19 protein-coding genes are annotated in these 15,256 nt (G+C 69.2%); 4 read left to right on the top strand and 15 right to left on the bottom strand.

The window, feature by feature from the left end:
* The first annotated feature begins 114 nt into the window (after positions 1–114).
* The gene (locus ABJF88_10815) at positions 115–477 is read left to right on the top strand and encodes a phosphotyrosine protein phosphatase (GenBank protein ID MEP0547413.1); all 363 of its coding nucleotides are present in this window, start codon (positions 115–117) and stop codon (positions 475–477) included.
* A 37-nt stretch (positions 478–514) separates the two neighbouring features.
* On the top strand, positions 515–736 hold the full coding sequence (locus ABJF88_10810) for a DUF433 domain-containing protein (GenBank protein ID MEP0547412.1): 222 nt from the start codon (positions 515–517) through the stop codon (positions 734–736).
* Positions 737–956: 220 nt separating this feature from the next.
* On the opposite strand, the gene ABJF88_10805 is transcribed toward ABJF88_10810, so the two are convergent.
* A complete protein-coding gene (locus tag ABJF88_10805; GenBank protein ID MEP0547411.1) occupies positions 957–2,432 on the bottom strand; it encodes an FAD-dependent oxidoreductase in 1,476 nt (491 codons plus the stop codon).
* Positions 2,433–2,525: 93 nt separating this feature from the next.
* On the opposite strand from ABJF88_10805, the gene ABJF88_10800 reads away from it, so the two are divergent.
* Entirely contained in the window at positions 2,526–3,158 is a 633-nt protein-coding gene (locus ABJF88_10800; GenBank protein ID MEP0547410.1) for an NUDIX hydrolase, read from the top strand.
* 165 nt (positions 3,159–3,323) lie between these two features.
* Here ABJF88_10800 and ABJF88_10795 read toward each other — a convergent pair whose 3' ends face one another.
* From ABJF88_10795 to ABJF88_10770, 6 genes are all read right to left on the bottom strand, one after another.
* A complete protein-coding gene (locus tag ABJF88_10795) occupies positions 3,324–3,971 on the bottom strand; it encodes a DUF2959 domain-containing protein (protein MEP0547409.1) in 648 nt (215 codons plus the stop codon).
* Positions 3,972–4,050: 79 nt separating this feature from the next.
* Positions 4,051–4,944 (bottom strand): HAD family acid phosphatase, encoded by an 894-nt coding sequence (locus ABJF88_10790; GenBank protein ID MEP0547408.1) that lies wholly within the window; start codon positions 4,942–4,944, stop codon positions 4,051–4,053.
* Positions 4,945–5,035: 91 nt separating this feature from the next.
* On the bottom strand, positions 5,036–5,419 hold the full coding sequence (locus tag ABJF88_10785; GenBank protein ID MEP0547407.1) for a hypothetical protein: 384 nt from the start codon (positions 5,417–5,419) through the stop codon (positions 5,036–5,038).
* Positions 5,420–5,453: 34 nt separating this feature from the next.
* Positions 5,454–6,731, bottom strand: a complete 1,278-nt coding sequence (locus ABJF88_10780) for a glucose-6-phosphate isomerase (protein ID MEP0547406.1) — start codon at positions 6,729–6,731, stop codon at positions 5,454–5,456.
* 91 nt (positions 6,732–6,822) lie between these two features.
* Positions 6,823–8,007: a hypothetical protein gene (locus tag ABJF88_10775; GenBank protein MEP0547405.1), complete on the bottom strand. Its 1,185-nt coding sequence runs from the start codon at positions 8,005–8,007 to the stop codon at positions 6,823–6,825.
* Entirely contained in the window at positions 7,974–8,438 is a 465-nt protein-coding gene (locus tag ABJF88_10770; GenBank protein MEP0547404.1) for a hypothetical protein, read from the bottom strand. The genes ABJF88_10775 and ABJF88_10770 overlap by 34 nt, the downstream gene beginning before the upstream one ends.
* A 116-nt stretch (positions 8,439–8,554) precedes the next feature.
* On the opposite strand from ABJF88_10770, the gene ABJF88_10765 reads away from it, so the two are divergent.
* On the top strand, positions 8,555–8,836 hold the full coding sequence (locus ABJF88_10765) for a hypothetical protein (protein ID MEP0547403.1): 282 nt from the start codon (positions 8,555–8,557) through the stop codon (positions 8,834–8,836).
* 54 nt (positions 8,837–8,890) lie between these two features.
* On the opposite strand, the gene ABJF88_10760 is transcribed toward ABJF88_10765, so the two are convergent.
* The 8 genes from ABJF88_10760 to ABJF88_10725 all read right to left on the bottom strand — a co-directional run bounded on the left by ABJF88_10760 (position 8,891) and on the right by ABJF88_10725 (position 15,249).
* Positions 8,891–11,239 (bottom strand): alpha-amylase family glycosyl hydrolase, encoded by a 2,349-nt coding sequence (locus ABJF88_10760; GenBank protein MEP0547402.1) that lies wholly within the window; start codon positions 11,237–11,239, stop codon positions 8,891–8,893.
* A gap of 66 nt (positions 11,240–11,305) precedes the next feature.
* Positions 11,306–11,569, bottom strand: coding sequence for a Rho termination factor N-terminal domain-containing protein (locus tag ABJF88_10755; protein ID MEP0547401.1), 264 nt, complete (start codon positions 11,567–11,569; stop codon positions 11,306–11,308).
* Positions 11,570–11,597: 28 nt separating this feature from the next.
* Positions 11,598–11,945 (bottom strand): peptide chain release factor-like protein, encoded by a 348-nt coding sequence (locus ABJF88_10750; GenBank protein ID MEP0547400.1) that lies wholly within the window; start codon positions 11,943–11,945, stop codon positions 11,598–11,600.
* Positions 11,942–12,436, bottom strand: coding sequence for an MgtC/SapB family protein (locus ABJF88_10745; GenBank protein ID MEP0547399.1), 495 nt, complete (start codon positions 12,434–12,436; stop codon positions 11,942–11,944). The genes ABJF88_10750 and ABJF88_10745 overlap by 4 nt, the downstream gene beginning before the upstream one ends.
* A gap of 87 nt (positions 12,437–12,523) precedes the next feature.
* On the bottom strand, positions 12,524–13,234 hold the full coding sequence (locus tag ABJF88_10740; protein ID MEP0547398.1) for a hypothetical protein: 711 nt from the start codon (positions 13,232–13,234) through the stop codon (positions 12,524–12,526).
* Between the two features lie 99 nt (positions 13,235–13,333).
* Complete coding sequence (locus ABJF88_10735; protein MEP0547397.1) at positions 13,334–13,708, bottom strand: hypothetical protein; 375 nt, start codon at positions 13,706–13,708, stop codon at positions 13,334–13,336.
* Positions 13,705–14,571, bottom strand: a complete 867-nt coding sequence (locus ABJF88_10730) for a TIGR02587 family membrane protein (GenBank protein MEP0547396.1) — start codon at positions 14,569–14,571, stop codon at positions 13,705–13,707. Before ABJF88_10730 ends, ABJF88_10735 begins: the two co-directional genes overlap by 4 nt.
* A 60-nt stretch (positions 14,572–14,631) precedes the next feature.
* On the bottom strand, positions 14,632–15,249 hold the full coding sequence (locus ABJF88_10725) for an OmpA family protein (GenBank protein MEP0547395.1): 618 nt from the start codon (positions 15,247–15,249) through the stop codon (positions 14,632–14,634).
* Positions 15,250–15,256 lie beyond the last annotated feature (7 nt).

Here is a 15,256-nt window from a genome sequence, read left to right as displayed (position 1 = left end):
AGTACCAGCGTGTTCGCGTTGTCCGTCCGGCGGCGTATCCTGCACTCTGAGCCACTGTCAGCGGTCCTCGCCCTGCGCCGGTGAGCAGCCCCGTGTTACAGCACGCATGATGGAATGAAGCACATCCTCTTCGTCTGTAGCAGGAACCGCCTCCGCAGCCCGACGGCCGCAGCGGTCTTCGCCGCCCACCCCGGCATCGTGGTCGCCTCGGCCGGGCTCGCCAACGACGCGGAGGAGCGGCTCACGTCGGAACTCGTGGCATGGGCCGACATCATCTTCGTGATGGAACAGGCGCACGCGCGCAAACTGAGGACGGTGTTTCGGAAGCACCTGAACGGCCAGCGCGTGATCTGCCTCGGCATCCCCGACGACTACGCCTACATGGACCCGGCCCTCGTCCGACGCCTCGAAGCGGTCGTGCCGCCGCACCTCGGGACGGTCGGCGCGAACCGACGAGAGGGCCGGCGGTTACATTGACGCATCCCGCCCGCCGATAGATCGCCTACCGAGCGCTATGGATTACCAAGACCTCATCACCATCGAGCCCGGCACGCGGGGCGGCAAGCCCTGCATTCGCGAGATACGGATCACGGTCTACGACGTGCTGAGCTACCTCGCGTCGGGGATGAGCGTCGAAGAGGTACTGGCCGACTTCCCGTACCTGACACGGCAAGACGTGCTCGCGGCTCTGAGCTACGCCGCCGAGCGGGAGCGGACGGCGAACGTACTGACGTAGAGCACGTCTGTGAAGCTGCCCAAGTGCTCCTCAGGAAGCCCTCCCCCTGGACAGGGGGAGTCCCCGTAGGGGGAGGGGGTAGACGAGGCATGGCATCAGCCCTCGTTCGACCACCCCTGGCCCCTCCTGTCCAGGAGGGGGACTGCTCCTCGGCTACGTTCCCTCAGAGGAAGCGGTCGAGTCCGCCCGCACCGCCGAGCCCGACTAAACGCGGGCTCGGTCACACGATCCGGTCGGGGTCGATCTCTTTCGGCTCGGGGCCGCGGTAGCCGAAGAGCTTCTGCACGGTCTTGATGACGACGGGGAACTGCTTCCGCGCGTACCACTGGTCGGCGGCGCGGCGGGCGGCGAGGCCGTAGGTCGGGTACGGATGAATCGTGTCGGAGATCTGGCGGAGCGTGACGCCGTTCTTCATCGCCACGGCGTAGAGCGAGATCAGCTCGCCCGCGCGGTCGCCGAGCACGCTCGCGCCGAGGATCTTGCCGCGCCACGTCGTCGCGAAGACCTTGATGTTGCCCGTCGTCTCGCTCTCGGTGATGGCGCGGTCGACCTTCGAGTACGGGAACTGGTAGACCTCGTAGTCCTCGCCGCGCTCGATCAACTCCTGCTCCGTCGCCCCGAGCTGGCCGACTTCGGGGTCGGCGAAGGTGCACCACGGGACGTGCGCGCGGTCGATCTTCGAGGGCACGTGGAGGACGGCGTTCGACATCGCCACCTTCGCCATGTGCTCGCTCATGTGGGTCAGCTGGTACTCCCCCGTGCAGTCGCCCACGGCGTAGATGTGGTCCTGCGAGGTCTGGCACGTGTCGTCGACCTGGATGCCTTTTTTGGTGAAAACGACGCCCGCCTCGGCGAGCCCGAGGTCTTCGATGTTCGGCCGCCGGCCCGTGGCGAGGAGGAGCTGATCGGCTCGGAGCGTCCGCTGTTCGTCGCCGATGCTGACGTAGACGGCGATCTGCCCGTCGGCCTGCTCGACACGCTCGACGCCCGCGCCGAGGACGAACTGCACGCCTTCGCCTTCGAGCACGCCCTTCAGGATTTCGGCGTGCTCGGCATCGTCGCGCCCGAGGATGCGGTCGGCCATGTCGACAACCGTCACGTCGGTCCCGAGCCGCTGGAACGCCTGCGCCATCTCGATCCCAATCGGCCCACCGCCGACGACGATGATCGCGCCGGGCTGCGCGTCGATCTCGAAGAGCGATTCGTTCGTGAGATGCGGGACCCTGTCGAGCCCCGGGATCGGCGGGACGGCAGCGCGGCCACCGGTGGCGAGGACGATCTTCCGCGCCGTCACCCGCGCCGTCGCGTCGCCCTCAATCACGACCGTGTGCGGGTCGGCGAGCCGGGCCGCGCCGAAGTGCACGTCGATGCCGAGGTCTTCGTAGATCTCCGGCCGGTCGGCCTCGTGGTAGACCTCGTCGCGGACCGTGCGGACGTATTCCATCACGCGTGCGAACGGGATCTCCGGCGCCATGTCGGTGAGGCCGAAGCGGTGGGCGGCGCGGGCGTGGTGGGCGACCTTCGCGGCCTTGATGAGCGTCTTGCTCGGCACGCAGCCCGTCCACGTGCAGTCGCCGCCGAGGCGGGCGCGCTCGATCATCATCGTCTTCGCGCCGAAGGACGCGGCGAGGCCCGAGGCCGTGAGCCCGGCCGCGCCGCCACCGATGACGATCACGTCGTATTCGTAGCTGCTCATGAGGGGGGGGATAAAATGGGGGCGGGGCCCGTAAGGGAGAGGGGGAGGCGGTACACTCCGGCTCCCCTCTCCCCTCTCACGAACGACGAGCCCATGGGAAACGACCGAGCATCGCTGGAAGGGACCGCGCTGCGGTTCGCGTGCGTCGCGGCCGAGGCCATAGACGCGGCCGACGCGCACAAGATCTCACCGCAGGATACCGGGTTCCACCTGCACGCGACCCTCGCCGACGCCGAAAAGGCGTGCGCTGACGGCGAGTGCGTCCTCGTGGTCGAAGGCGACGGGACGATCCCGAACCGCGATCCATACCTCCCGCCCGCGCCCGTGACGGCGGCCGGCGGCTACGTCGTCCGCCGCGACGGCGACGCGACGCTGCTCCTGCTGATCTACCGGCGCGGGGCGTGGGACCTCCCCAAAGGCAAGCTCGACCCCGGCGAGACGGTAAAGGAGTGCGCCGTCCGCGAAGTGCGCGAAGAGGTCGGCATCGACGACCTGCGGATCGTCGCGCCGGCCGGGACGACGGTTCACGGCTACCCCGAAGGCGGGCGCTACCTCGTCAAAACGACGCACTGGTACTTCATGGAGACGCCCGAGCGCGACTTCACACCGGAGGAGCGGGAGGGGATCGAGCAGGTCGAATGGGTGCCGTGGGCCGAGGCCGAGCAACGGCTCGGGTATGAGAGCCTGCGCCGGCACATGGCCTCGCTCGATCCACCGCATAAGTGATCCAAAACTATATGGATGGACACGCCGGTTGTCCGCATGCGCGGCCGTATCATGCGACCACAGGAGAGCGGGAGTTCGGTAGGTGCTACACCACCTCGGCCGGCGCGTCCGGCACCGGCTCCCGCTCCTCCGCCCAACTCCGCAGGCCCCGCGCACAGCGCTCCGTCAGCCCGCCTGCATCTGCTCGATGAACGCATTCGCCTCGGCGATCGAGGCTTCCATGTCGCGGATGAGCACGTCCACGTCGGTTTCGAGTTCGTCTACGGTCCCTTCGAGCGAGGCGACGGCACGGGCGTTGAGGTTGTGCTTGAGGAAGAGCACCTGGTCCTGGAAGGCTTCGAGCACGGGCGCCATCTTGCGCTCGGCCCGCTCCATCGCCGCGAGCATCTCCTCGTAACGGGCGCGCGTCTCCCGGAGCTGCCGCTCGCTCTCGCGCCGGAGGCTCCGATCAGAGTAGGCGTCGAGTTCGCTCTCCCACTCGTCGAAGAGCGCCGTGGCGACGGCGTGCACGGCGTCCATCCGGTCGCGGACCTCGTCGGCGCGGTCCTCGCTCCGCTCGTACTCGCGGCTCAGCTTGTTGTACATGTCTTCGAGATCGCCGCCGTCGAAGTTCACGAGGGCGGAGAACTCGTCGAGCGCGTCGCGGAACTGCTCCTTCGCCTCGTTCTGGCTGTCCCGCGCCTCCTCGACGCGGTCCACGAGCACGTCGCGCTTCTCGATGCCGATCCGTTCGAGCGCGTTGAAATAGGCCCGCTGACAGCCGGTGAGCGAGAGCGCGAGCAGGACGACGAGCAGCGTGGCGGAGCGGGGCATCGGAGATAGGCAGGTGGAGAGAGGAACCGCATAAACGCCGCCGTCCGACGCGCGTTTCGCAAAGCCTGCGCGCCGCCTCTTATTCCCGGCCGGTGCGGAGCTGCGCCGCCTTCCGCTCCAACCGCTCCTCCCGGGTCAGGCTGTAGTCGTTGTCGAAGAGCGCGCTCTCCCACGAGCCGTACTGCGGGTTCGGCAGCATGAACCACCGCTCGCCCCACCACCCGGCGTAGGGCGCGGCGAGCCGGTCACGCTCCTCCACCGACGTGTCCACGTCCGAGAGGAAGTCGCCGAGGTTGTCACCGAGGAGCGCGAGGACGCGGAACTGCTCGGCGACGGCACGGCGACGCGGGCCTTTGTCGCCGGGCTCGAACTCGGGCCGCTCGCCCCGCGTGATGACGGCGTCGAAGTCGTCGCGGACGGGGAAGCCCTCGGCGAGCAGGTTGCGCCGCGTCGCCTCCTCCTCGCTCGCCCGGCGGTTCGTGAGGTAGACCACAGCGATGCCGAGGCTGTCGGCGGCGCGCGTGAAGGCGAGGACGCCGGGCACGGGCGGGGCCGCCGCCTCGTCCACCCACGCCTGCCACGACTCGCGGGAGTAGACGCCGTCGGTCTGCACGAGCCGGGCCTGATACGCCGCGTTGTCGAGCACCGTCTCGTCCACGTCGAGGACGACGGCGGGCGGGAGCATGCCGTAGCCGCCCATCGCCCGCTGCTCGGGCGCGGCGGTCCACGACGTATCGGCGAGCGCTCGCGGGAGCGCGGCGCGGGCGGCGGCGAACGTCTGCAGCGTGAGCGCGCGGAACTCGGGCGCCGTCTGCGTCCACAGCACGGCGTGGAGGTTCTCGTTCTCGTAGTCGTCGGTCTCCACGACGACGGGGCCCACGGGGACCTCGGACGTGTCGGGCACGGAGATGCCCGTCGGCGCGCAGGCGGAAACGGTGAGGGCGAAAGCGAGGAAGAGCAGGCGGAGCGGCATCGAGCAGACGGGGAGTGAGAGAGTGAAGGACGGCTTCAACGGCAGAGGCAGCCGGGAGTTTTCGTCGGTCACCAACCGGCGCCCTCCCGAATCAGGCCTCACGCTCGTTCAACCACGCCACCGCGTCGTCGAGGCGGACAAACGTCCGGCGTTCCCGGTTCGGGTTGCGCAGCCGGTGGAGCAAAAGCTGGGTGATGACGTGGACGACGTCGCGCGACGCGACGAAGGCCGCACGCCCCGAGCCCATCCGCGTCTCCACGTTCCGATACCCCTCCGAAATCGGCCCCAGGTCGGCCGGTTCGATGACGAGTTGCGTGATACCGCCGGCGTCCCAGAGCGCGTCGAAATCGGGCTGCCACTCGGGATGCCCGTAGAGGGCACGCATGGCGGCGATGAAATCCACCGCGTCGACTCGGCCGCGCAGCGTCAAGATGCCGCGTCGCCGGTCTGGCTCCATGCGGCAGTCGAAGGGCATCGGATCGTCTTGTTGAGAATCGGCTCGGCTCCGTCTACGACCCGTCGCGGCCGAGGAGCTTGAACATCTTCTGCTTGTAGTTCTCCACGCCGGGCTGGTCGAACGGGTTCACGTCGAGGAGGTAGCCACCGACGGCGACGGCGTGCTCGTAGAACGCGATGGCTTCGCCGAGGGCGCGGGCGTTGAGCCGGGGGAGCGTGAGCGTCCAGTTCGGGACGCCGCCCTCCGCGTGGGCCGCGGCCGTGGCTTCGTACGCGCTCTGGTCGATCTCAGCAAACGTCTTCCCGGCGAGGTAGTTCAACTGATCCGGGTTGCCGTCCTCTTCCGGCACCGTCGGCCCGGCGCCGGCGGCGTCGACGAGGAGGAAGCTCTCGACGAGCGAGCGCTGCCCCTGCTGCACGTACTGCCCGAGCGAGTGGAGGTCGGAGGTGTACTGCGCGACGGACGGGAACAGCCCCTTGCCCTCCTTCCCCTCGCTCTCGCCGAAGAGCTGCTGCCACCACGAGCCGAAGTCGCGCAGCCGGGGCTCCATCACGGCGAGCAGTTCGGTCTTGTAGCCTTGCTCGTGGAGGAGGAACCGGTCGGCGGCGTAGTCGAGCGCGGGGTTGCCGGCGACCTCTTCGAGCTCGGCCGTGGCATCGCCCGCGCCCCGCATCAGCCCGCGGATGTTGTGGCCCGCCGCTGCGATCGGGAGGAGGCCGACGGGCGTGAGGACGGAGAACCGCCCACCCACGCCGTCGGGGATGATGAACTTGCGGTAGCCCTTCTCATCGCGCAGCGGGTTGAGCAGCCCGCCGTCCGGCCCCGTCGTGACGATGATCCGGCGCTGCGCGTCGTCGAAATTGTCTTCGAGGAAACGGCGGATGAAGCGGAAGGCGAGGGCGGGTTCGAGCGTGCTCCCGCTCTTCGAGATCACGTTCGCGTAGACGCTCTTCCCCTTCAGGTAGTCGAGGAGCGCCTCGTGGTAGCCCGGCGAGAGGTGGTGCCCGGCGAAGACGATCTCTGGCCCGTCGCTGTTGGAGAACGCGGGCGTGAGCGCCTCGATGATGGCCTGCGGGCCGAGGTACGAACCGCCGATCCCGATGCAGACGAGCACGTCGGCGCGTTCGCGGATCTCCTCCGCCGTCTCGACGATCTCATCGAGCAGGTCCGTGTCGGGCTCGAGGACGAGCGGGCGCCAGCCGAGCATGTCGCCGCCCGCGCCCGAGCCGTCGAGCACCGCGCGGTGGGCGGCTTCGACGCGGGGCTGCACGCGGTCGCGGGTGGCGTCGTCGATAAACGGGGCGATGTGGCGGCGGTCGAGGCGGAGCATAGTCGCAGCGGTTGGGTGAGGAGGGCAGACGTTCAAGGTAGGGCGTGCCGGGATATAAACGAATGCAAAACAAACACGAACCCCCGGTGTCTCAGCGCACGCCCCTAGAGCCCGCGCGTCGGTGCCGCGCGGCGAGGTCCGCCACGAACCACGCCGCGAGCACGGCCGCGAGCGGCTCTACGACGTATGTGAACCGCGGCACCGCGAAGAACACGACGTGGATCGCGGTGATGGCGAGGATCGGGGCGGCGAGCAGCCACGCCCGCTCGTCGCGGACGTGCTGCGCGAGCCCCGCCGCCGCAAGCACGATGAGCACGAAGCGTAGCCCGATGAGCAGCCGCACCGGCACGGTCCTCGGATCGTCGGGGTCGCCAGGTTCAGGCCACGGCCCCCACAGCTCCCACAGCGCCGAGGCCCGCTGCCGGACGAACGTCGCGGGCCGCTCGGCGGCAAAACGGAGGTAGGTCGCGAGCGGACGCGCCTGCTCCTCCTCGGAAAATGCCTCGATGGAAAACACGATGCCCTCCGTCGACGAGGATTGGATCGCCATCAGCATGTTCGGCCCGGTGTGCCGCGTCGGCGCGATCGTGCCGCTCGCGATGAGCGCGAGGTTGAGCGCGAGGATGAGCCCCCCGCCCACCGCTAGCCCCGCGACCTCTCGCCAGGGCCGGCGATACGCGACGAGCACGACGAGCAGGAAGACGCCTACGCCTAGCAGCGACGAACGCAACAGCACGCCGAGGCCGAGGCATCCGCCCGCTACGACCGCACTCGATATCGGCGCGCGGCGGCGCAGCAGGAGCCAGACCGCCGCCACGAGCAGGAACGTCGCCGGCGCCTCGGTGAGGAGGTAGCGGACGTAGTTGAGTTGGTTCGGGTACACCGCCGTTCCCAGCGCTGCGAGCAGTCCGACATCCCACCCGCCCACCCTCCTCCCGATCCACCCGACGAGCGCAACGACCGCCCCCGACGCCACGACATTCAGCGTCACGAGCGCCATCGAAACCCACGCACCCGGCAGCGCCAGAGAGAGTAGGGCAATGAGCAGCGGATACCCGTTCGACCGGTCCGCCGTAGGCGCGCCAGACAGAATGTCTTCTGCATATCCGAAAAAGTACCCGCTATCCGTCGTCCTTAGTCCCCCACCGCTCGCCGCCACGACGCCGACCCGCAGCGCCACGGCGAGTCCGACGATGGCGAGCAGCAACGCCTGAGGTGGAACGCGGCGGAGGACGGAGCGCATCATCCCGAAGCCGCCGCCGCGGCACGCTTCCACAGAATCAGCACGAGCCAGAAGCAGAACACCTGAATCGGCAGTGGCACGGACTCGGGGAGGTCGATCTCTGCTTTCCTGCTGAACCAGTCGACCGGGCTGACGCGCCCCGCCTCCACGTCGCCCTCGCGCAGCACGAAGGTTCGCCCCATGACAGATGCCGCCTCCAACGTGTAGTGCCGCTCGTCGAACGACAGGGTGAAGCGCTGCCGGAACGCACTCGGCTTTTGCGCGACGGCGATCGCGCTGCCGTGGAAGTCCAGCACGAAATCGCCGCTCACCAACCCCTCGCGATACAACGCGAACTCCACGTCTTTGACGGTGAACGTGGCGCGCTCACGGATAGCCGCCAGGTCGAGCTGCCCGACGTCCCGACCTCCGTCTTCGATTCGGAATTTGGACGAGAGCCAGGAGGTGGGAACAGCGTGGAGCATGGCGGCGAGAACAAGCGTGGGGGAAACCCGTAAGCGATAAACTAAAGGCTCGCTGCCGAACGCACACACCCGGCGGGCGAGTGACGTGTTCGTCGGATCAACAGAGAGAGGTCACTGTGGCTATTTACACGCTGAAGGAAGCGGAACTCAACGGGGTCGAGGGGCAAGGGTACGCCTACCCCGTTAAGACCTTCCGTGGCAAGGAATACAAAGGCGTTTTCTTTGCCGAGAACGAGAAGGCCATCGAGGTGGCCGAGGGGCAGGAAGAGGTCGAGTTCACCGGGACCATCTACGACCGCACGCGCGAGCGCGTCGAGACGTTCAACGTGAACGTCGTCAACACCGTCTCCGCCGGCATCGGCGAGCGCGCGGACTTCGTGGCGCTCGAGAAGCCGTAGCATTACATTGCGCGATGCTGCAAGAAGGGCGGCCTCACGGTCGCCCTTCGCTGTTTAGTCGAGGTCCACGACGCGGTAGCCGACCGAGGGAACGGCGAGCGTAACGCGCCGGCCCGCGACGGACACGGCCTCGCCGGTGAGCGCGTCCCGCGCGGCGCGGGACGCGAGCGGCGCGGGGAGATCGAGCGCAAAGGTTTCGGGCGCATCGCCTTTGTTGAGCACGACGAGCGTGCGGCCCTCGGCCCCGGCGCGGAGATACGCCCACAAGTCGCCCTCGGCGCGGAGCGTGTGGAAGCCGCCGCGCCGTAGCGATTCGCGCTCGCGGCGGAGGCGTACGAGGGCGGCCACGTCTTCCTTCAGCGCCCGCTCGTCTGGCGTGACGTCGTCGCCGAAGCGCATCGGGCGGCGGTTGTCGGGGTCGTTCGCGCCCGTCATCCCGATCTCGTCGCCGTAGTAGATCGTCGGGACGCCGGGCGTGGTGAGGAGGTAGGCGAGGTAGAGCTCGGCGCGGCGGTAGCTCGCCGGGTCGTCCACGGCGATGTCCGTCAGCCAGCCGATCTCTTTGTCGTCGGCGGCGTCGCGGGCGAGGTCGCCGTCGGCGTAGGCGAGGAAGCGGGCTTTGTCGTGGGAGTCCATGAGGGTACCCATGACGTGGTCCGGCCCGTAAACGTCGAGCGTCTTCTGCATCTCGGCGTCGAGCACGGCGAAGTCGGCGTCGGGGTCGAGGAAGACGTACTTCGCCGTGTCGTAGAGGTTGAAATTGAACTGCGCATCGAGCTGGCCGGGAGTGACGTAGCTGGCGATGAGGTCGTACGAGCCGAACGTCTCGCCGATCTGGTAGAGCGGCGGCTCGCCCTCCGCGACGCGGACGGAGTCGACGGCGCGGAGCTTCCGCGTCAGCGTGCGCCAGAAGCGGTTGGGGATGTGCTTCACGGCGTCGTGGCGGAAGCCGTCGGCCCCGCTCGTCTCGATCCACCACACGGCGTTGTCGGTCATCACCTGCAAGGCCTCCTCCGAGCCCTCGAAGTCGAAGCTGGGGAGGTAGGGCTCGAACCACGTCGTGAGGCGGTGCTCGTCCCAGAGCCGGAGGTTCTTCCGCCCATCGGGGAGATCGAGCACGCCGAACCAGTCGCGGTGCTGCTGGAAGTACGGGTGCTCCTCGTGGGTGTGGTTGGCGACGTAGTCGAGCAGCACCTTCATCCCCCGCGCGTGCGCCGCGTCGACGACGTCGCGCAGCAGGTCCATATCTCCGAAGCGCCCCTCGACGGCCTCGGGGTCGGTCGGCCAGTAGCCGTGGTAGCCGGTGTAATAGCGGTGCGGCGGCGGGTACTCGCGGTACGCCCGGTCCGTGTTCTCGACGACGGGCGAGAGCCAGAGCACGTTCACGCCGAGCGAGTCGAAGTAGCCCTCGTTCATCTTGTCGAGGATGCCCTGCAAATCGCCGCCGTGGTAGTTCGCCCGCGCGGCGACCGAGTCGTGCGGAACGGGGACGGAGTTCGCCGGGTCGCCGTCGGCCCAGCGGTCGACGAGGATCTGGTAGAGCACGGCGTCGCGCCACGCGAAGTCGTCGCCGAGCGTTACCGTCGCGAAGCGTGTCGCCTGGCCGCCCTGCCGAACCGCCACGCGGGCGGTTTCGCCGTCCATCTCAGGCATGCGGCGCACACGGACCTCGTGCCCCTCGACGGAAACGGCCTCGCTCGCCACCGGCCGATTCCCGACGAGCGCGACCACGTCGCTGGGGCGCACGGGCGCGGGCGCGCCGTCGCGCAGGAAAGCGAAGCGGAGGTGGTCGTCGGTGGCGGACAGCGTGAGGAGATCGACCGAGGCGGTGTGGCGCGGCGGGATCGTGAGCACGTTGTTCGTCCCGCCGAGCCCGTTCGGCACGCGCGCCGGGTTATCGGGGTCGAGGACCTCGGCGCCGTCGGCGGTGAACTTGTACTCGTAGCGGCCCGGCTCGAGCGGCACCGTCGTCTCCCACACGCCGTGGCCGTCGGGATCGGCGAGCGGCGTCGCGCTCCGGCTCCAGTCGTTGAACTGGCCGATGACGAACACCTCACTGACCGGCGCGGTGGCGCGGAACGTGAAGCGATGCGGCGTCAGGACGCGCGAGCGGACGGGCAGCACGAAGGCCTCGCCGCGCTGGCGGAACGGGACGAGCGCGAGCCCTTCGAAGTCGCTCCGCGCCGTGAGGGCGAGCGTGCCCACTGCGGCATCGTAGCGCGCCTCGACCTCGTCGCTCGCCCCGAACGAAAGACCGTCGGAGTCCGGGAAGAGATCGGCGACGAGGACGGTATCGGGTTGCCCAGCGACGAGGGGGACCGGGCGTAAGGGCCGGTCCGGTTGGGCCGTGGCCGCCGTCGCGAGGGCGACGGCAAGGAGGACGAGGACGAGCGAGCGCTTCATCGGCAGGGGCGTTGGGAGAAGCCAAACCTACCACCTCCCGCCCCCACCGGAACACTCCGCGATCACTCAGTGGTTGCGGAGCGCGTCGATCAGCTCGCTCTTGCTCATCTTCGAGCGGCCCTCGATGCCAACCTGCTTCGCCTGCTCGTAGAGTTCGTCCTTCGTGCGATCCTCGTACTTTTTCGCGTGGCCGCCCTTCTTCGACGGGTGCTGCCCGCCGTTCGCCTGCGCGTTCGCGATGCGGGCGGACTTCTCTTTGGAGTAGCCCTTATCGCGGAGTTCTTCGTAGGTGTCGTCTTTTTTGACGCTCGGTCCGTGGTTCTTCGCCATGACAGAATCGGATGAGGGGAGAGGGGAATCAGTCGCCGAGACGGGGCGGGCGGCGGAGCTTTTTCTTCTCCGAGCGCTTGCGCTTGGCCTCGACCCGACGGCGTTTCGACGCTTTCGTCGGCTTGGTTTTGACGCGGCGGGGCGGCTTGAAGTTCAGCCGCACGAGGCGGAGGCGGAGCTCGTCGAGCGCGATCTGCTTGTTCCGGTGCTGGCTCCGCTCCTGCTGGCTCGTCACGACGAGGCCGCTCGGGCGGTGGCGGAGCCGGACGGCGGACTCCGTCTTGTTCGCGTGCTGGCCGCCCTTCCCGCCGGAGCGGAACGTGTCCACGTCGCACTCGGCGAGCAGGGCGTCGTCGGTGTCGGGGATGGGGATCACGAGGCGTCGGTGCGGTCGGGAATGAAGCGCTCTTCGACCCAGTCGAGCACGCGGAGGACGAGGATGACGAGGACCGTCGCGCCGACGGCGAGGAGGTAGCGCCCCTCGGCCACGGCGATCCCGATGGGCGCGACGACGAGGAGCGTCGCCGCCGTCGTCATCCCGCGCGCGACGTTCTTGTCCGGGTCGCGGAAGACGGCCCCCGCACCGACGAACGAGACGCCGACGACGATGGCCTGCACGATGCGGACGGGGTCGGCGCTGAAGGCGGAGTCGGAGAGGCCGGAGCTCTCCCAGAGCGGGACCGTCGTGAGCACGATGATCTGGCTCGTCTTCACGAAGAGGGCGGCGCCGAAGCAGACGAGCATGTTCGTGCGGAGGCCGGCCCACTTGCCGGCGAGCTCGCGTTCGAGCCCGATCGCGCCGCCGCATACGAGGGCGAGGGCGATCTCGGCGAGGATGACGAGGTCTTCGTTCGCGGTGTCGAACATGGGAGGGGAGAGGTGAGAGAAGAAGCAGAACGCGCGAGCCCGCGCGGCGTTCGATCCACAGCGTTCGGCACGCGGAACGGGCAGGGCTCAGGTGACGGCGAGGAGCGCGGCGTAGAGCGTCGCGCCGACAGCGAACGGGAGGAACCGGCTCTTCCGGTCCTCGGGGAGTTCCTCCTTCATCACGTTGAGGATCACGCCGCCGCCGAGGAACGCCACCGCGCCCACGACGACCGGCTCGGGTAACCGGACGAGCGCCGCCACGACCCAGCCCGCGACGACCGCCGCGCCGAGCAGCCACCGCCCGATGCGGTGGTAGAGGCGCGGGTGGTTCTGCCGCAGCCCGTAGTCGTTGACGACGAAGTGGAGCGCCATCGCGGTGGTGTACGTCGCGAGGGCGGCGGGCGTCGGGTCCTCGCGGTGGAGCAAGAGGTAGCCGATGATCGCGTTGTAGAGCCCGAACGAGACGACGTGGAGCCAGAACACGCCGCGCTCGACGTGCTCGCCTTCGCCCTCGCTCTCCCGCGCCGCTTTGTCGAGCCCGTAGAACGCGGAGAGCCCGACGAGCGCCAGGATCCACACGTGCGCGTCGAGGAAGTGGAGCGCCTCGCCCATCGCCTCGGCGAGCGTCTCCTGCCCGTGGGCGAGTTCGGGGAGGAGGTGGAGGAAGACGTACGCCACGCTCGCCCCGCCCGCCCCCGAGAGCCACACCGAGCGCGGGACGGCGTCGAGGAAGCGGAGCTTGCCCGCGAAGACGTGGACGGTGGCGAGGAAGAGCGCGGCGAGGAAGGGGACGAGCATGGTCGGAAGAGCGTGACGGCGCCCGGGTCTAACCCATCAGCGCGCGTCGGGCTCCGGGCCTCTCCACGCTGACGAGCCCGCGACGCGGGCGCCTCCCCCTCACGGCGTACGGTAGCTCGTCACACGGGCCGTGGGCGCTGCCTCCAGCGGAGCCCGTAAGCCGACTACTCCCTCGCGCGCCGAGCCGCGGGGGACATACGAGAAGGACACCGTGGCGCAATTCGAGCTACTCGCGCAGACTTCGATCACCGCTTCCTCCGCTGTGTGCCCGCCCACGTTCCGCACGCGCACCGGCACGAACACCTGTCCGCTTCGAGAGACCGGCGCCCCGAGCGCCACCCGGAGATCGGCCGGCTCGCCCGCGTGGCTCGCGAGATCGAGCACGAGGAGTGCGACGACGGCGAGGAGCAGCAGCGCCCCGAGTCCGGCGACGATCTTCTCCAGCACGTTGGCCCGTTGCTTTTCGTCGCTCATGACGGTTCCCCCCCGAGCAGAAGCCGGCCGGCCGCCGCGCCGAGGACGGCCGGCAACCCGAGCACGACGATCTGCCGCACCACTTCGGACCACCCCGCCCCGTCGAACCGGCCGAACGCCCATAGCATCGCCGCCGAGGCCGCGAGGGCGGCGGCGTACGTGACCACGCTACCCCAGAGTGGGTGCCCGGCCAGCGGGTCGTCCTCCAGCCGGCCGGCTCCCCGGAACCCCGCGTACCGCACCATGCCCAGCGCGAACCCGAGCGACAGCACGACGATCAGCAGCAGCGATACCGTGTGTGTCTCGACCGCGATGAGCAAGATCTCCTCGGTCGGTGCCACGTTCGATGCGACGAGCACGGCCCCGAGCAGGGCGAAGGCCACCTCGGCCAGCAGGCCGCGCGGCTCCGGCTCGTCCCTCTCCTCGCCCGAGTCCTGTTCCCCCTCGCTCGCCCCAAGCTGGGTCGTCCCGACGGCCACGCCGATGGCAGTCACCATCCCCTCCATCGTCAGCTTCCCCAAGGTCACGGCCGAGATGCCTTCCAGCGACAGCCGGCCCGCCAATGTCAGGACGACGGCCGCGGCGAACAGGCCCAGCGCGACGGCTTCGAGCGCCTCGTGGAGGTTCTCCTGCAGGCTCCGATCCTGTCTCAATCCGACAACGTGGGTGTAGGCCACCAGCAGGCCAAACATCCCGACGACGTAGGCGAGTTGCCGGCCCGGCGGCGCGAGGTGCCCCTGCCACCAGACCTCCATCGTGTAGAGGAGGGGGAGGCTGAACAGGAGGCCCCCGGCCAGCCCGCGGCCGTACTCCGTGAGGGTCTCCGCGACGGGGCGCGTCGGCGCGGCGTTCGATGGGGCCATGGCAGGTGGGGCGCGGCACGTTTCTCGGACGCACCGGGCTCGCTCGCCCAGAGGGTTCGCTTATTCGCCCATCACCGCGATGCGGACGCGGCGGTTCTGCTGCCGCCCTTCCGGCGTCGCGTTCGACGTCAGCGGGTGGTACTGCGCCAGCCCGACGACTTCCATGTCCGTCCCCTCGAGGTTGTGGGTCCACTGGAGGTGGCGGGCGACCATGCTCGCGCGCGCGGCCGAGAGCTCCCAGTTGCTCGGGTACTTCGACTGCAGGTTCGGCCCGATCGGCTTGTCGTCGGTCGAGCCTTCGATGCGGACTTCGCGGCCGGGATACTCGGCCCGGAGGCGGGCGGCGACGTTGGCGAGCTCGGCGACACCCTCCGGCGTGAGCTCGGCGCTGCCGGAGGCGAAGAGGATGTCCGTCGGGAGCACGGCGACCGTCTCGCCGCGCTCGCCGTTGCTGGCCCCGCCAGCGGCGCGGTCCATCGCCTCGCGGAGCTGCCGCTCCATTGACGCATTCTGCGCCTTCAAGCGGTCGATCTCGGCGTAGGCCGCGTTGAGGTCTTCGCGGAGCAGCTCGATCTCGCTCGGCCCCTCGTCGAGGGCGGCGCGGCTGGAGCAGCCGCCGAGGGTGAGGGCGGCGAGCAGGACGAGGGCGACGAGCGGGCGGAACGGGAGCGGGCGCATGGGATGG

The organism is Rhodothermales bacterium, assembly GCA_039944855.1.
GTDB lineage: Bacteria > Bacteroidota > Rhodothermia > Rhodothermales > JANQRZ01 > JBBSMX01.
Note: the sequence above shows the minus strand (reverse complement) of the source record. Positions and strands in the feature narration are given on the sequence as shown.

What these genes read in the sequence shown, in the direction of transcription:
- ABJF88_10815 (MEP0547413.1), top strand. Translation starts at nt 115, where the DNA reads ATGAAGCACATCCTCTTCGTCTGTAGCAGGAACCGCCTCCGCAGCCCG.
- ABJF88_10810 (MEP0547412.1), top strand. Translation starts at nt 515, where the DNA reads ATGGATTACCAAGACCTCATCACCATCGAGCCCGGCACGCGGGGCGGC.
- ABJF88_10805 (MEP0547411.1), bottom strand. Translation starts at nt 2,432, where the DNA reads ATGAGCAGCTACGAATACGACGTGATCGTCATCGGTGGCGGCGCGGCC.
- ABJF88_10800 (MEP0547410.1), top strand. Translation starts at nt 2,526, where the DNA reads ATGGGAAACGACCGAGCATCGCTGGAAGGGACCGCGCTGCGGTTCGCG.
- ABJF88_10795 (MEP0547409.1), bottom strand. Translation starts at nt 3,971, where the DNA reads ATGCCCCGCTCCGCCACGCTGCTCGTCGTCCTGCTCGCGCTCTCGCTC.
- ABJF88_10790 (MEP0547408.1), bottom strand. Translation starts at nt 4,944, where the DNA reads ATGCCGCTCCGCCTGCTCTTCCTCGCTTTCGCCCTCACCGTTTCCGCC.
- ABJF88_10785 (MEP0547407.1), bottom strand. Translation starts at nt 5,419, where the DNA reads ATGCCCTTCGACTGCCGCATGGAGCCAGACCGGCGACGCGGCATCTTG.
- ABJF88_10780 (MEP0547406.1), bottom strand. Translation starts at nt 6,731, where the DNA reads ATGCTCCGCCTCGACCGCCGCCACATCGCCCCGTTTATCGACGACGCC.
- ABJF88_10770 (MEP0547404.1), bottom strand. Translation starts at nt 8,438, where the DNA reads ATGCTCCACGCTGTTCCCACCTCCTGGCTCTCGTCCAAATTCCGAATC.
- ABJF88_10760 (MEP0547402.1), bottom strand. Translation starts at nt 11,239, where the DNA reads ATGAAGCGCTCGCTCGTCCTCGTCCTCCTTGCCGTCGCCCTCGCGACG.
- ABJF88_10755 (MEP0547401.1), bottom strand. Translation starts at nt 11,569, where the DNA reads ATGGCGAAGAACCACGGACCGAGCGTCAAAAAAGACGACACCTACGAA.
- ABJF88_10745 (MEP0547399.1), bottom strand. Translation starts at nt 12,436, where the DNA reads ATGTTCGACACCGCGAACGAAGACCTCGTCATCCTCGCCGAGATCGCC.
- ABJF88_10740 (MEP0547398.1), bottom strand. Translation starts at nt 13,234, where the DNA reads ATGCTCGTCCCCTTCCTCGCCGCGCTCTTCCTCGCCACCGTCCACGTC.
- ABJF88_10735 (MEP0547397.1), bottom strand. Translation starts at nt 13,708, where the DNA reads ATGAGCGACGAAAAGCAACGGGCCAACGTGCTGGAGAAGATCGTCGCC.
- ABJF88_10730 (MEP0547396.1), bottom strand. Translation starts at nt 14,571, where the DNA reads ATGGCCCCATCGAACGCCGCGCCGACGCGCCCCGTCGCGGAGACCCTC.
- ABJF88_10725 (MEP0547395.1), bottom strand. Translation starts at nt 15,249, where the DNA reads ATGCGCCCGCTCCCGTTCCGCCCGCTCGTCGCCCTCGTCCTGCTCGCC.